Consider the following 13274-nt stretch of genomic DNA (forward strand, 5'->3'; position numbering starts at 1 on the left):
ACGAGGTTGTCCACAGGGAATCGACCCTCTGTGGACAACCTGTGGACAAGTCGCGGCGCGACCTGACCGTCGCCCTCCTGCTCGCCGCCGCGGTCGGCGCCGTGGAGATCGCCCTGCACGCCCGGATCGGCCGGCCGCTCTGGTACGACGAGCTGTGGCGGCCCCACTTCGCCGGGGAGCCGTGGGCGACGTTCTGGCCGGAGCTGCGCGCGGCGAACACCCCCTCGTCGCTCGGGTCGATCGCCCTGACCCGGGCAACCGGTGACCTGCTCGGCTGGCACGCCTGGTCGCTGCGGCTGACCGCCGCCGTGCTGTGGCTGCCGGTACTCGCCGCGGCGAGCTTCCTGACCGCCCGGCGCTTCACCGGCGCGGTGACGGCCGCGGGCGCCGCCATCGCCGTCGCGCTCAGCGCCACGGTGGTCGACTCGGGCACGCAGCTCAAGCCGTACGTTCTCGAAGCCGTCGTCACGCTGGCCGTGGTCGCCCTGTGGACGGCGACCGGCGCACCCCTGCGCAACCGGACGGCCGCCGGCGCGTTGGCGCTGTTCTCGACGCCCGCGGTGTTCCTGCTGGTCCCGCTGGCCGTCGGCGATCTGGTGCGGCGCCGGCGGGCCGCCTGGCAGGCGGCGCCCGCGCTGCTGCTCGCCGGCACGCACGCGACGCTGTTCATCGCGCACCAGTCCAGCCAGCGGGCGAGCCGGTTCTGGGACCGGCAGTTCCTCGCCGGCCGGGGCGTCCTCGGCGGTCTGCGCTTCACGGCCGACCAGACGCGCGCGATCCTCGGGGGCGCGCCCCCCGGCATCGACCGCTACGACCCGAACCTGGCGCACTCCCTCACCGAAGGCCACCGGTCGCTGACGGTGCTCCTCGGCCTCGCGACCACGATCGCCGTGATCGTCGGCGCCCGGACGCTGGCCCGCCGGCCGGACGGCGCGCCCCTGCTGATCGCGCTCGGTGGGGCGGAACTGGTCATCCTGGCGGCGAGCGGCGCTCGGTACTGGCCGTTCGGTGCCTGCCGGACGAACCTCTTCCTGGTCCCGCTGCTGGCGATCGTCGCGGCGACCGGCGCCGGCGAACTCGTTGCCGCGGTCGGGCGCGGCCGCGGCGCCTGGTCGGCGCGGGGGGGCCGGGGGGGGGGGGCGGGGGGGGGGGGGGGGGGGGGCGGGGGGGCGGCCCGCGGCGCCCTGGTCGGCGCCGCGAGTGCGCTCTGCCTCGTCGGCCTGGTCGCGACGCCACTCAGCGCGGCGGGCGGACTCGGCCCACTGTGGGGCCAGCGTCACGAGGTGCGCCCCATCGAGAACCTGGTCGCCGCCACGGCCACCGCACGCGGCTGGTACCGGCCGGGCGACGCCGTGGTCGTCGGCGGTCGGCTCGCCCGGGCCGGCTGGCTTTACGGCACCGAGCTCAGCGACGACACCGAGCTCAGCGACGACACCGGGCCCCGCGCCGACACCGGGCCCCGCGCCGACACCAGCGCGACGAACGGCGCACGAATACCCAGCTCGGCGACGACCTTCCTGACCGTGGTCGGCCGCGGCGACGCGGCCCGGGCCGTGGCGGCACGCCGGCAGCAGCCGCGGGCCGCCCTGCTGTTCGTTCTCGCCTACGACCGGCGCGGCACCTCGACAGAGCTGTCCGCCCTGCGCCGGATCGGCTGGTGCCCGCACGCGACCCGGGCGTTCCCACTCACCGGCACCCTGTACGACCTGGGCCGCTGCGCGGACCCGCCGCAGCCGGCCGCCGCCGAGCTCGTCCCAGCGAGCACGCGGGCTCGGCGATAGAAGCGCGACCACAGCCCAATCCGCACGCCAAGATGCGAAAATGGAACGACTGACGCCGGGTCCGCGCTGACTCGAAGGCGATGACTCGACGGCGACGGCACCGAGGCCACGTCTCGGATCACAGTACGGACGGGGTGAAGGGAGTGCCGGTGAGCATCGCGGGAAACGGCACCAGGCCCACCGACCGCCGCGGGGCGCCGGGCCGGGGCACAACCGTGCGGGCCACCCGCCAGGGCGACGCCGTGTGCGCGGCCCTCGCCGAGACCGATGCGTTCACCAGCGCCCAGGATCTGCACGCGCGGCTGCGCGCGCAGGGCACCGCGGTCGGGCTCACCACCGTCTACCGGCACCTGCAGGTGCTGGTGGATCGCGGCGAGGTCGACATGATCCGCCGCGACGACGGCGAGACCGTCTACCGGCGCTGCGCCACCGAGGCCCACCATCACCATCTGGTCTGCCGGGCCTGCGGGCGGACGGTGGAGATCGCCGGCCCGGAGATCGAGGCCTGGACGACCTCGGTCGCCGAGGCCGAGGGCTTCGTCGACGTCGCCCACACCGTGGAGATCTACGGCACCTGCGCGGACTGCGCGGCCCCGGTCGCGTCCTAGGCCGCCGCGCCCGACCGGCGGCGGTCCCGGCTCTCAGCCAACCGGCGTCGCGGCGAGGCCGGTGCAGCCGCGCAGGGCGTTCCACCCGGCCAGCGCCTGCCCGGCGGCGGCGCCGGTCAACGGTCGCGGCGCCCCGCCGACGATCCGCGCGGGCACCCAGGTCGCGTCGGTCGTCGCCCGGCCGGCCACGGTCAGCCGCAGCACCCCGGACTCGGTGTTGGGCCCGCTTCCCGAGGCGTAGAAGACGAAGTTCCCCAAGCCGTAGTCGACGTAGACGCCGCTGTCCGCCCAGCCCGCCCCGAGCAGGGCGTGCGCGTGGCTGCCGACGACGACGTCCGCGCCGGCCGCGGCCAGCAGCGGGACGATGGAGCGTTGCGCCTCACTGGGGCACTGCTGCTGTTCGACGCCCCAGTGCAGGAAGACGATGACCGTGTCCGCTCCCGACCGGGCCGCCCGCACGGCCGCGACGAGCTTGTCGACCTGTTTCGCCGACGCCAGCCCCGGCTTGCCCGGACCCGCCGTCCAGGCGGCGGCCAGCTCGTCGTCAAGGACCTGGGTCGCCCCGATGACGGCGATCCGCTGGCCCTTCACAATCGTCCGGTAGGGAGTGAAGGCACTGGTGTCGTCCAGGCCGATTCCGATCACCGGGTAGTGGGCGGCGGCGGCGCTTCGCAGCGAGTCCCGCAGACCCACCTCGCCGTAGTCCATGCCGTGGTTGTTCGCCATGGTCACGACATCGATGCCGGCCGCGCGCAGCGCCGTGAACGCGGTGGCCGGCGCGCGGAAGGTGTACTCCTTCGTGGCTGGCGTCCCGCCGTCGGTGACGGCGGTCTCCAGGTTCGCGATCGCCAGGTCGGCGGCGGACAGCGTCGTCGAGATCGGGCCGATCGCCGTGGTCGGATCTGCGGCCAGTCGCTGCCCGGGCGCCCCGGCGAAGTGGATGTCCCCACCGAACGCGATCGTCACCGGCTGTCCCGTCGCGCGGCGCGGGCCGGCACCGACCGGCGCGGCCGTCGCGCGGATCTCGCTCGCCGCGGCGCCGTCAGCGGGCCGGGTGGTGCTGGCCGCGGACGGGGCGGCCGCCTTGGTGTCGCCGTAGGGAACCGCGCAGGCGACCAGCATCGCGAGCAGGACGACAGTGACCCCGAGCGCGCCGCCCGCCGCGGTCGACCGCGGGCGCACCCGCCAGCGCGACCACGCCCGCCACACCAGCCAGCCCCGCCACGACAGGCAGGCCCGTCGCCACGTCGATGCCCGCCAGCGCGGCGTGCTCCCCCGGTCCCACCCCATGCTGCGTTTCTCCGTCCGGCGGCCCGGAGCGTCAAGCCGCGCCGGGCCGCGTCCATCGTCGGACCCGGCTGCCGCCCGGCCGGCCGCCACCGCCCCACGGCCAGCCGCCACTGTCGCACGACCTGGCCGGCCATGACCGCTCGATCCGCGACCTCACCAGGCGCACGGCGGCACCGTCACTGGGCGGCACCGTCACCCGGCGGCACCGTCACTGGGCGGCACCGTCACCCGGCGGCACCGTCACTGGGCGGCACCGTCACCCGGCGGGCGGTGGCTTCGTCAGACGGCGAGCAGAGCCGGTGCGAGTTCGCGCCACTGACGGCGCGGGAGCCCGCGGCGGTCGAAGTCCAGCACCTGCACGGCCACCTGGTCTGCGCCGGCGTCGAGATGTTCCTTGACCCGGCCGAGCAGCACGTCCGCGTCGCCCCACGGGACGATGGTGTCGACCAGCCGATCGGAGCCGCCGTCGGCGAAGTCGTCGTCGGCGAACCCGAACCGGCGCAGGTTGCTCGTGTAGTTCGGCAGCCGCAGGTACGAGCCGGTGTGCCGCCGCGCCAGCTCCCGTGCCTCGGTCGGGTCGGCGTGCAGCACGAACGCCTGCTCGGGGACGAGCAGCTTGTCCGGACCGAGGATCTCCCGGGCGACGGCGGTGTGCTCCGCCGGGACGAAGTAGGTGTGGGCGCCGTCCGCGCGGTCCCGGGCGAGCCCGAGCATCTTCGGCCCGAGCGCGGCGAGGACCCGCGGCGGCGTCCCCACCGGCGGGACCGCGCGGTACTGCTCGGCCGCCATCCGGTCCATCTCGTCGAGATACGCGGCCATCTGGGCCAGCGGGCGGGAGTAGGCGGCGCCGCGGATGTGCATCAGCTCGGCGTGCGAGACGCCGAGCCCGAGCAGGAAGCGGTCGGGGAACGCCTCGGCGAGGGCGAGCTGCGCGGCGGTCATCGTCAGCGGGTTGCGCGCGAGGATCTGCGCGATACCGGTCGCGATCGTGATGCGCGAGGTCGCCGCGAGCGCGAGGCTCACGGTGACCAGCACCTCCCGGCCCTTGACCTCACCGGTCCACAGCGTCGGGTAGCCGAGGTCGTCCAGCTCGGCGATCGCCTCGCGGACGACGCCGGCGGGCGAGAAGTCGAACTGCCCGCTCCAGACACCGACCTTCCCGATGTCGCGGCGGACCGGCGGTCGGGTCACGTCCTGCTCACTCATCACGGCGACACCGTACCGAGGCGCCCTTCGCCGGGTGTCGTCGTACTCCCGGCGGTCACCTGTGTGGCGTTCCTCGCCGGACACGATGCCCCGCAGATTCCAGATCGGGTTGCGAGCAGCCACCCAGGGTCTATCGTTGCCGAGTGTGACGGAGGTCATGCAGCTACTCACCCCGGGCGGTCAACGGATCACCGTCGCTTCCCAGGCCATGTCGCCCGGACCGAGCCCGGGTGGCGAGTCATGGCCGGCGTCGCCGCACGGGCCCGGCGGCGGGGGCACGGGCGCGACCGGCGGCGACGTGGCCGGCGCCACCGGCGAGCTGACCGTCGCGGACATCGACCTGCCGGCGCAGATAGCCGACCTCACCGACGACGACCTGGTCGGCCTCTACCGGGACATGATGCTGGTCCGCCGGCTGGACGAGGAGGCCACCAGCCTGCAGCGGCAGGGCGAGCTCGGCCTGTGGGCGAGCCTGCGCGGCCAGGAGGCGGCGCAGGTCGGCTCCGGGCGGGCGCTGGGCCCGCAGGACATGGCCTTCCCCTCGTATCGCGAGCACGGGGTGGCCTGGTGCCGGGGCGTCGACCCGGCGGCGATCCTGGCCATCTTCCGGGGGAACAGCCTCGGCGGCTGGGATCCCGCCGAGCACGGCTTCGCGCTCTACTCGATCGTCGTCGGTGCGCAGACGCTGCACGCCACCGGGTACGCGATGGGCATGGCCCGGGACGGCTCGCCCGGCGCGGCCATCGTCTACTTCGGCGACGGCGCGTCCAGCGAGGGCGACGTGAACGAGGCCTTCGGCTGGGCCAGCGTGTTCCGAACGCCGCTGGTGTTCTTCTGCCAGAACAACCAGTGGGCCATCTCGGAGCCGGCCAGCAGGCAGAGCCGCACCGAGATCTTCCACCGGGCCACCGGGTTCGGCTTTCCCAGCCTGCGGGTGGACGGCAACGACGTGCTGGCCTGCCTGGCCGTGACAAGGTGGGCGCTGGCGACCGCCCGCGCCGGGCGCGGCCCGGTGCTGGTCGAGGCGGTGACCTATCGGATGGGCGCGCACACGACCGCCGACGACCCGACCCGCTACCGCTCGACCAGCGAGCTCGACTCCTGGCGCCGCCGCGATCCGATCGACCGGCTACGGGCCCACCTCGTCGCGGGCGGCCTGCTCGACGAGGACCGGGAACGGCGCCTCGCGATCGAGGCCGACGCGCTCGCCCACGACCTGCGGACCCGATGTCGGTCGATGCCCGACCCGGAACCTGCGAGTCTGTTCGACCATGTGCAGGTCACCGACACCGGGCTGGTGTCGGTGCAGCGTTCGGCGTTCACGACGGCGCCCGGCGATGGCGGCGCGCCGGAGGACGCCGCCGCCCGGCGCAAGCGCGACGGGCCGTACGTGCCGGGTGATCTCGACAGGGAGAGTGGACTGGTGACGGGCGAGACGCGACGGGTTTCCGGGGAGGCGTGGTGACCAGCGGGGCAGTCATCACCGGCGGGCAGCGGGCGAACGCGGACGACGGGCCCACGGCGCCGACGCCGATCACGATGGCCAAGGCGCTCAACCTCGGCCTGCGCGCGGCGATGGCGGCCGATCCGAAGGTGCTCGTGATGGGCGAGGACGTCGGCATCCTCGGCGGGGTGTTCCGGGTGACCGACGGGTTGCAGCAGGAGTTCGGCGAGCCCCGGGTCATCGACACGCCGCTCGCCGAGTCCGCGATCGTCGGGACGGCGATCGGCCTGGCCATGCGCGGCTACCGGCCGGTGTGCGAGATCCAGTTCGACGGCTTCGTCTACCCCGCGTTCGACCAGATCGTCAGCCAGCTCGCGAAGCTGCACTACCGGTCGGCGGGCCGGATCCGGCTGCCGGTGACGATCCGGATCCCGTTCGGCGGCGGCATCGGCGCGGTCGAGCACCACAGTGAGTCCCCGGAGGCGTACTTCTGCCACACGGCGGGCCTGAAGGTCGTCGCCTGCTCGAACCCGGCCGACGCCCATCTCATGATCCAGCAGGCGATCCGCTCCGACGATCCGGTGATCTTCCTGGAGCCCAAGCGCCGGTACTGGGAGAAGGCCGTCGTCGACCCCCGGTCGCTGACCGAGCTGCCCGCGGCGGACACGACCGAGCTGCACCGCAGCGTGGTGGCCCGCGCGGGCACCGACGCGACCCTGGTCGGCTACGGCCCCACCGTGCGGACCTGCCTGGACGCCGCCGAGGTCAGCGCCGCGGACGACAGCCGCTCGCTGGAGGTCATCGACCTGCGCTCGCTGTCCCCGCTCGACCTGACGCCGGTGCTGGACTCGGTGCGGCGCACCGGCCGGCTCGTCGTGGTGCACGAGGCGCCGTCGAACGTGTCGCTGTCCGCGGAGGTCGCGGCCCGGGTCACCGAGGAGGCGTTCTACTCGCTGGAGGCGCCGGTGCTGCGCGTGACCGGCTACGACACGCCGTACCCGCCGGCCCGGCTGGAGGACCACTACCTGCCGGACGTCGACCGGATCCTCGACGCCGTCGACCGGTCCTTCGGCTTCTGATCAGACCGCCACCGATTTTCCGAACGGGGGTACCTCCCTTGACGTCCTCCCCCGTCTGAAGGCGGGGGATTCCAACTCCTACACACCCACCAGAAGGGGAGGTGTGGAATGTTGAGGTTCGCGGTTCACCGGCACCGGCAGCCCGGCGCCTCCCCGCGCGGTCACGGCCCGTCCGGCCGCGATATTCATAGCCGCGTTCACGTCAGCGTTGGCCGTGTGCCCGCAGGCGACGCACCGGAACCGCGCTTGACTCTCACGCGATCCGGCGGCCCCATGCCCGCAGGCCGAGCAACGCCGACTCGTCAAGGCGGCCGGGATTTCCTCGACCTGGCCGGGGGATTTCTGCTCCAACCGTTGGACGAGCTGTCCCCAACCGGCGGCGAGGATCGCCCGGTTCAGCCCGGCTTTCTGCCGCACATTCCGGCCTGGCGCCTCGACCGTGCCACGGGCCGAGCGGGTCATGTTCTTCACCCGCAGATCCTCGACGCGGATCACGTCGAACCGCCGGGCGAGGTCGGTGCTGGTTCTCTCCACCCAGTCCTTCCGCCGGCCCACTCCCCGGGCTTTCACCCGGGCGATCCGCGCCCGCCGGACGCTGCCCCGTTGCGCGCGGGCGAGACGGCGTTGCCACCGCAGCAGCCGGGCCTGCTCAGGCGATCGCGGACCCGGACAGGACAGCAGGTCCCCGGTCGACAAGGCCGCGGACACGGCCACACCCCGGTCGACCCCGACGACCTCACCGGTACCCGGCGCGAGAATCGGCTCGGGCACGGCGGCGAACCCCACCTGCCAGCGGCCGGCGCGATCCACGGTGATCCGGTAGGACTTCGCGTCGGGCACCGTGCGGGAACGACGGAACCGAACCCAGCCGACTTCCGGGATGCGGACTTCGGACCAGCGGCGGTTGATCTGCCGCACATCCGAGGGTTTCACCGCGACGATCCGGAACCCTTCGCCCCGGCCGCGTTTCCGGAACCTGGGCTTCCGATGAGTACCCCGAAAGAAGTTGGCCATGGCGGTGGAAAAATCCCGCAGCGCCTGCTGTTGAACAATGACGCTGCCCGTGGCGAGCCAATCGAACGCGCGCCGGGCCTCGGTCAACTGCCGGTTCTGCTCAATATAGCTCGGCGCGGGTCCGCGACGAGGGTTCCACCAGGACTGCTGTTCGGCGGCAAGGTTCCACACGTACCGTGCATGTCCGCAGTGCTCGGCCATCACCATCGCCTGATCGGCGGTCGGATAAAGCCGGTAGCGGGACATGGTCCGATTCTATCGGAAGGGATTTCCCGATGAGTTCCAGCGTGGGACGCCGATTCCTCCCCGGCCTGAAGGCCGGGGCATCCACGGCGCAAACCCGATGACGCAGCGACAGTTCCGGCTTCCCGACCTCGGTGAGGGACTCACCGACGCCGACGTGGTCCGCTGGCTCGTCGAGGTCGGCGACGCCGTGACGGTGAACCAGCCGCTCGTGGAGGTGGAGACGGCCAAGGCGGTCGTCGAGATCCCGAGCCCCTTCGCCGGCGTGCTGGTCGCCCGGCACGCCGAGGAGAGCACCACGCTGGGCGTCGGCGAGCCGCTGTTGACGATCCGCACCGCCGAGCCCGAGCCCGCGGACAGCGCGCCGAGCGCGGCGGGCGCCGGCCACCCCGATCTGCGCCCGTCCGACTCCGGGCCGGGCGGCGTCGACGCCCGCTCCGACGAGGGCGAACGGACCCCGGTTCTGGTCGGCTACGGGCCGCGGTCGAATCGGCCGCTGCGCCGCGGCGCCCGCCGCCGTCCCGTCCCGCCCGCCCAGCCGACCCCCGCGGTCGAGCGATCCATCCCCGCCGACCAGGACGGCGTCACCAGGCTGTCCGGCACCACCAGCCCGGCGCGGGCGCGGCTGGGCGCCGCGGTGCTCGCCAAGCCGCCTGTCCGCAAGCTGGCCCGCGATCTGGGGGTTGATCTCGCCGGCCTCGTCGGCAGCGGGCCCAACGGCACGATCAGCCGGGCGGACGTCGAGGCGGCCACCCGCACGGCGGCCCGGGCCGTGCCGGTCGCGAGCCCGCCCGCCTGGTCGCCGGCCGGCCCGGCGCTCCCGGGCGCGGCACCCACCGGCGCCCCGGCCCCGGCGTCGGGCACCGCCCCCGGGGCAGGCACCCCGCTGGTCGGCGCGATCCCGGCGGACGCGACGTTCGCGGCGGACACCGGCAGCTGGCGGATACCGGTCGTCGGCGTCCGGCGGATGATGGCGCAGGCCATGGTCGCCAGCGTCTCGGCGGCGCCGCATGTCACCGAGTTCCTCAGCGCCGACATGACCGCCACGATGGACGGCCGCAAACGGATCATGGAGCTGCCGGACTTCGCCGGGGTGCGGGTGACGCCGCTACTGTTCGTGGCCCGGGCCCTGCTGGTGGCCGTGCGCCGGCACCCGATGATCAATTCACGCTGGGTCGAGGACGGTGCTGGCGGGCGTCCGGAGATCGAGGTGCCCGGCCGGGTGAACCTGGGCATCGCGGTGGCGGGCCCACGGGGGCTCGTGGTGCCGCACATCCCGGACGCCGACCGGCTGGACCTCGTCGGCCTGGCGCGGGCGCTGGCGGCGCTGACGGCGGACGCCCGCGCGGACCGGCTCGACCCGGCGCGGCTGCGCGGCGCGACCATCACGATCACCAACGTGGGCGCGCTCGGCGTCGACATCGGCGCGCCGATTCTCAATCCGCCCGAGGCGGCGATTCTCGCCCTGGGTTCGGTCCGGCCGATGCCCTGGATACACGAGGGTCAGGTGACGGCACGTACGGTGGCACAGCTCGCGCTGTCCTTCGACCACCGGATCGTGGACGGGCAGCTCGGCGCCGCGGTGCTGGCCGACATCGGCGCCATGCTGACCGATCCCACCGTCGCGCTCGCCTGGTCGTGATCGACTCATCGGATACACCAGGTCGCCACAAAGCACGCGAGTGGGGCACACAACGGCGCACCGGGGGTTGCCTGGTACGGTTGCGCCTCTGACCGGATTCCGGCACAAAGAGGTGGAACCATGACGCGAGTGGAGGCACTTCAGGCCGCGGACGAGTTCGTCGCCAAGGTGCTGACCTCCGCCAACTCCAGCGGCCGGTTCACCGGCACGCTGAACCTGGCTGAGCGGGTGGATCTCACCCTCCGGGTGGCCCGGTTCCTCCTTGAGGGGCAGTCGTCCTCGGAGTCCGACGATCTTCTGAAGCGGGACATGCGCAACGAGCTCGACCAGGCGTTCCCGCCCCTGCGGACCTCATGACGTCGCCCGGCTGATCTCCCGCGCAACGGGCGGGGGATCCAGCCGGGCGGCGACCCGCGCGGTCCTGACACGCGGAGATGGTCAGTGTGGTTGCGGGGGCTCATGCCTCACGAACGCGGCGCGCCGCGCTGCTCCGCGTCCCCGACGTGCACGACCCGACGCGGCTCGGGGTCGACCTCCGGGTGGCGCCGCGAGTTGATCCGCTCGTCCTCCTCGTGGGTGAGGTCGGGCTGGCGGCGGCGCGGTGCCTCGTAGGGCATCGACGGGTCGACGAGGACGGTGTCGTCGATCGCCACCGGCGTGGGCGAGCCGGTCTCGACCGACTCCTCGACCATCTTCCGGCGCCACTGGTCCCGGTAGAGGGTGATGCCCAGGCCGGCAAGGCTGACGAGCATCAGGATCACGCCGACGGTGTCCAGGCTGATGCCGGAGGGACTGGAATTCACGGCAAAGGTGAGTACGGCGCCAAGGGTGAAGAACGCGAGACTCAACGGGATACCCATGGCGCCCCTCTACCCGCGAGTCCGGCCAATACAACCACTCCATGCAGCGAAAACCACGGACCGCGCGAATCGTCGCGCGGTCCGTGGCTGTCCAGCCGCGGGCGCCCCTCGGGACGCCTCGCCCGGACGGTTCAGAAGGCTTCTTCCGGCACTTCCATGAGCCCGAGCCCGGTGGACTCGACGATGCCGCGACGCGCCTTCAGGTCCGGCAGCACGTTCGCCGCGAACCACCGGGCGGCGGCGACCTTGCCCTGGTAGAAGGCGGTGTCCCGGTCGCTGGGGGACCCGTCGGTGAGGGCCCGGTTGGCCACCTCGGCGCCGCGCAGCAGCAGCCAGCCGACGATCAGGTCGCCGAGGCTGATCAGCAGGGTGGTGGTGTTCAGCCCGACCCGGTAGACCTGCTCGGGGCTCTCCGCGGCGCTGGTGAGGTAGCCGACCATCGCGGCGACGATGCCCTGGGTGTCGTCGAGGGCGGCGCCGAGCGCCTCCCGCTCGTGCTGGAGCGCGCCGTTGCCGGCCTCCGCCTTGACGAAGTTCTGGATCTCGCCGAGCACGGCGGTCAGCGCCTGACCCTTGTCCCGGACGATCTTCCGGAAGAACAGGTCCTGCCCCTGGATCGACGTGGTCCCCTCGTACAGGGTGTCGATCTTGGCGTCGCGGATGTACTGCTCGATCGGATAGTCCTGCAGGTACCCGGAGCCACCGAAGATCTGGAGCGAGGACGCGAGCAGCTCGTAGGAGCGTTCGGAGCCGACCCCCTTGACGATCGGCAGCAGCAGGTCGTTGATCCGCACGGCGAGGTCGTCGGTCTCGCCGCGGGCCTCCGCCTGCGCCACCCGGTCCTGGAAGGTCGCGGTGTAGAGGATGAGCGAGCGCATGCCCTCCACGTAGGACTTCTGCGCCATGAGCATCCGGCGAACGTCCGGGTGGTGGATGATCGTCACTCGCGGCGCGGTCTTGTCGGTCGAGCGGGGCAGCTCGGCCCCCTGCACGCGGGTGCGGGCGAAGTCCAGCGCGTTGAGGTAGCCGGTGGACAGGGTGGCGATCGCCTTGGTGCCGACCATCATCCGGGCGTGCTCGATGACCTGGAACATCTGGGCGATGCCCTCGTGCACGTCGCCGACGAGCCAGCCGACCGCCGGGGCCCGCTCGCCGAAGCGCAGCTCGCAGGTGGTGGAGGCCTTCAGGCCCATCTTCTTCTCGACGTTCGTGACGTACACGCCGTTGCGCTCGCCGGGCGCGCCGGTCTGCGGGTCGGGCATGAACTTCGGCACGACGAACATCGACAGACCCTTGGTGCCCGGGCCGTGGCCCTGCGGGCGGGCCAGCACGAGATGCATGATGTTCTCCGGCACGTCCCAGTCGGCGCTGGTGATGAACCGCTTCACGCCCTCGATGTGCCAGGTCCCGTCGGGCTGCTCCACCGCGTGGGCCCGGCCGGCGCCGACGTCGGAGCCCGCGTCCGGTTCGGTGAGGACCATCGTCGCGCCCCACTGCCGCTCGATCGCGAACCGGGCGATCGTGCGCTGCCACTCCGTGCCCATCCGGTGCAGGATCCCGGCGAAGGTCGGCCCGGCCATGTAGAGGAAGACCGCCGGGTTGGCGCCGAGCAGCAGCTCGGAGCCGGCCCAGGCGACCGTCGGCGAGGCACCGAGCCCGCCCACCTCGGTGGGGACGAACAGGCGCCACCACTCTCCGTCCAGAATTGCCTGGTAGGAGCGCTTGAACGAGTCGGGCAGCGTCACCGAGCCGGTCTTCGGATCGAAGGTCGGCGGGTTGCGGTCGGCGTCGGCGAACGACTCCGCCACCGGCCCGGAGGCCAGGTGTTCCAGCTCGGTCAGCGCCTGGCGCGCGGTGTCCACATCCATGTCCTCGAACGGTGCGGTGCCTAGCGTGGCACCGACGTCGAAGAGCTCGAAGAGGTTGAACTCCAGATCGCGAAGGTTGCTCCGGTAGTGCCCCATGGGACGGCTCCTTTCGGGAGCACCGGCGGCACACAAGGGCCGAGGCCGGCTTGCTACTCGTGAGTACGTAGTTCCCATGCTACCCACGAGTAACCCGCTGACAAGTGGGACGATGCGTTGATTGCCGCCGCGAATCGACCGAA

Annotated in this window: 11 protein-coding genes; 6 read left to right on the forward strand and 5 right to left on the reverse strand. The window is 72.9% G+C overall.

Translation table 11 applies throughout. The features are described 5' to 3' along the window. Positions 1–41: 41 nt before the first annotated feature. Positions 42–1781: a hypothetical protein gene (locus tag MXD60_RS06970; protein WP_248818152.1), complete on the forward strand. Its 1740-nt coding sequence runs from the start codon at positions 42–44 to the stop codon at positions 1779–1781. A 149-nt stretch (positions 1782–1930) separates the two neighbouring features. After that, positions 1931–2389 carry a Fur family transcriptional regulator gene (locus MXD60_RS06975; protein WP_308222391.1) on the forward strand — a complete coding sequence of 153 codons (459 nt, stop codon included), beginning with the start codon at positions 1931–1933 and terminating at the stop codon, positions 2387–2389. A 33-nt stretch (positions 2390–2422) separates the two neighbouring features. Here the strand turns inward: MXD60_RS06975 and MXD60_RS06980 are convergent, their stop codons facing one another. Further along, positions 2423–3679 (reverse strand): CapA family protein, encoded by a 1257-nt coding sequence (locus tag MXD60_RS06980; protein ID WP_248818153.1) that lies wholly within the window; start codon positions 3677–3679, stop codon positions 2423–2425. A gap of 279 nt (positions 3680–3958) precedes the next feature. Next, on the reverse strand, positions 3959–4885 hold the full coding sequence (locus tag MXD60_RS06985) for an LLM class F420-dependent oxidoreductase (RefSeq protein ID WP_248818200.1): 927 nt from the start codon (positions 4883–4885) through the stop codon (positions 3959–3961). Between the two features lie 136 nt (positions 4886–5021). On the opposite strand from MXD60_RS06985, the gene pdhA reads away from it, so the two are divergent. Both pdhA and MXD60_RS06995 read left to right on the forward strand, forming a co-directional pair. Next, positions 5022–6350 carry a pyruvate dehydrogenase (acetyl-transferring) E1 component subunit alpha gene (gene pdhA, locus MXD60_RS06990; RefSeq protein ID WP_248818154.1) on the forward strand — a complete coding sequence of 443 codons (1329 nt, stop codon included), beginning with the start codon at positions 5022–5024 and terminating at the stop codon, positions 6348–6350. Beyond that, entirely contained in the window at positions 6347–7408 is a 1062-nt protein-coding gene (locus tag MXD60_RS06995) for an alpha-ketoacid dehydrogenase subunit beta (protein ID WP_518467495.1), read from the forward strand. The genes pdhA and MXD60_RS06995 overlap by 4 nt, the downstream gene beginning before the upstream one ends. A gap of 78 nt (positions 7409–7486) precedes the next feature. On the opposite strand, the gene MXD60_RS07000 is transcribed toward MXD60_RS06995, so the two are convergent. Next, positions 7487–8668, reverse strand: a complete 1182-nt coding sequence (locus MXD60_RS07000; protein ID WP_248818155.1) for an RNA-guided endonuclease InsQ/TnpB family protein — start codon at positions 8666–8668, stop codon at positions 7487–7489. Between the two features lie 97 nt (positions 8669–8765). On the opposite strand from MXD60_RS07000, the gene MXD60_RS07005 reads away from it, so the two are divergent. Beyond that, positions 8766–10307: a dihydrolipoamide acetyltransferase family protein gene (locus tag MXD60_RS07005; RefSeq protein ID WP_248818156.1), complete on the forward strand. Its 1542-nt coding sequence runs from the start codon at positions 8766–8768 to the stop codon at positions 10305–10307. 120 nt (positions 10308–10427) lie between these two features. After that, positions 10428–10664 carry a hypothetical protein gene (locus tag MXD60_RS07010; protein ID WP_101836413.1) on the forward strand — a complete coding sequence of 79 codons (237 nt, stop codon included), beginning with the start codon at positions 10428–10430 and terminating at the stop codon, positions 10662–10664. Positions 10665–10771: 107 nt separating this feature from the next. On the opposite strand, the gene MXD60_RS07015 is transcribed toward MXD60_RS07010, so the two are convergent. After that, a complete protein-coding gene (locus tag MXD60_RS07015) occupies positions 10772–11167 on the reverse strand; it encodes a hypothetical protein (protein WP_248818157.1) in 396 nt (131 codons plus the stop codon). Positions 11168–11298: 131 nt separating this feature from the next. Next, positions 11299–13131 (reverse strand): acyl-CoA dehydrogenase, encoded by a 1833-nt coding sequence (locus MXD60_RS07020; RefSeq protein ID WP_248818158.1) that lies wholly within the window; start codon positions 13129–13131, stop codon positions 11299–11301. Positions 13132–13274 lie beyond the last annotated feature (143 nt).

The organism is Frankia sp. AgB32 (assembly GCF_023243045.1).
Lineage (GTDB): Bacteria > Actinomycetota > Actinomycetes > Frankiales > Frankiaceae > Frankia.

Coding starts and splice junctions, on each gene's coding strand:
- MXD60_RS06980 (WP_248818153.1), bottom strand. CDS start 3,679: ATGGGGTGGGACCGGGGGAGCACGCCGCGCTGGCGGGCATCGACGTGG.
- MXD60_RS06985 (WP_248818200.1), bottom strand. CDS start 4,885: ATGAGTGAGCAGGACGTGACCCGACCGCCGGTCCGCCGCGACATCGGG.
- MXD60_RS07000 (WP_248818155.1), bottom strand. CDS start 8,668: ATGTCCCGCTACCGGCTTTATCCGACCGCCGATCAGGCGATGGTGATG.
- MXD60_RS07005 (WP_248818156.1), top strand. CDS start 8,766: ATGACGCAGCGACAGTTCCGGCTTCCCGACCTCGGTGAGGGACTCACC.
- MXD60_RS07010 (WP_101836413.1), top strand. CDS start 10,428: ATGACGCGAGTGGAGGCACTTCAGGCCGCGGACGAGTTCGTCGCCAAG.
- MXD60_RS07015 (WP_248818157.1), bottom strand. CDS start 11,167: ATGGGTATCCCGTTGAGTCTCGCGTTCTTCACCCTTGGCGCCGTACTC.
- MXD60_RS07020 (WP_248818158.1), bottom strand. CDS start 13,131: ATGGGGCACTACCGGAGCAACCTTCGCGATCTGGAGTTCAACCTCTTC.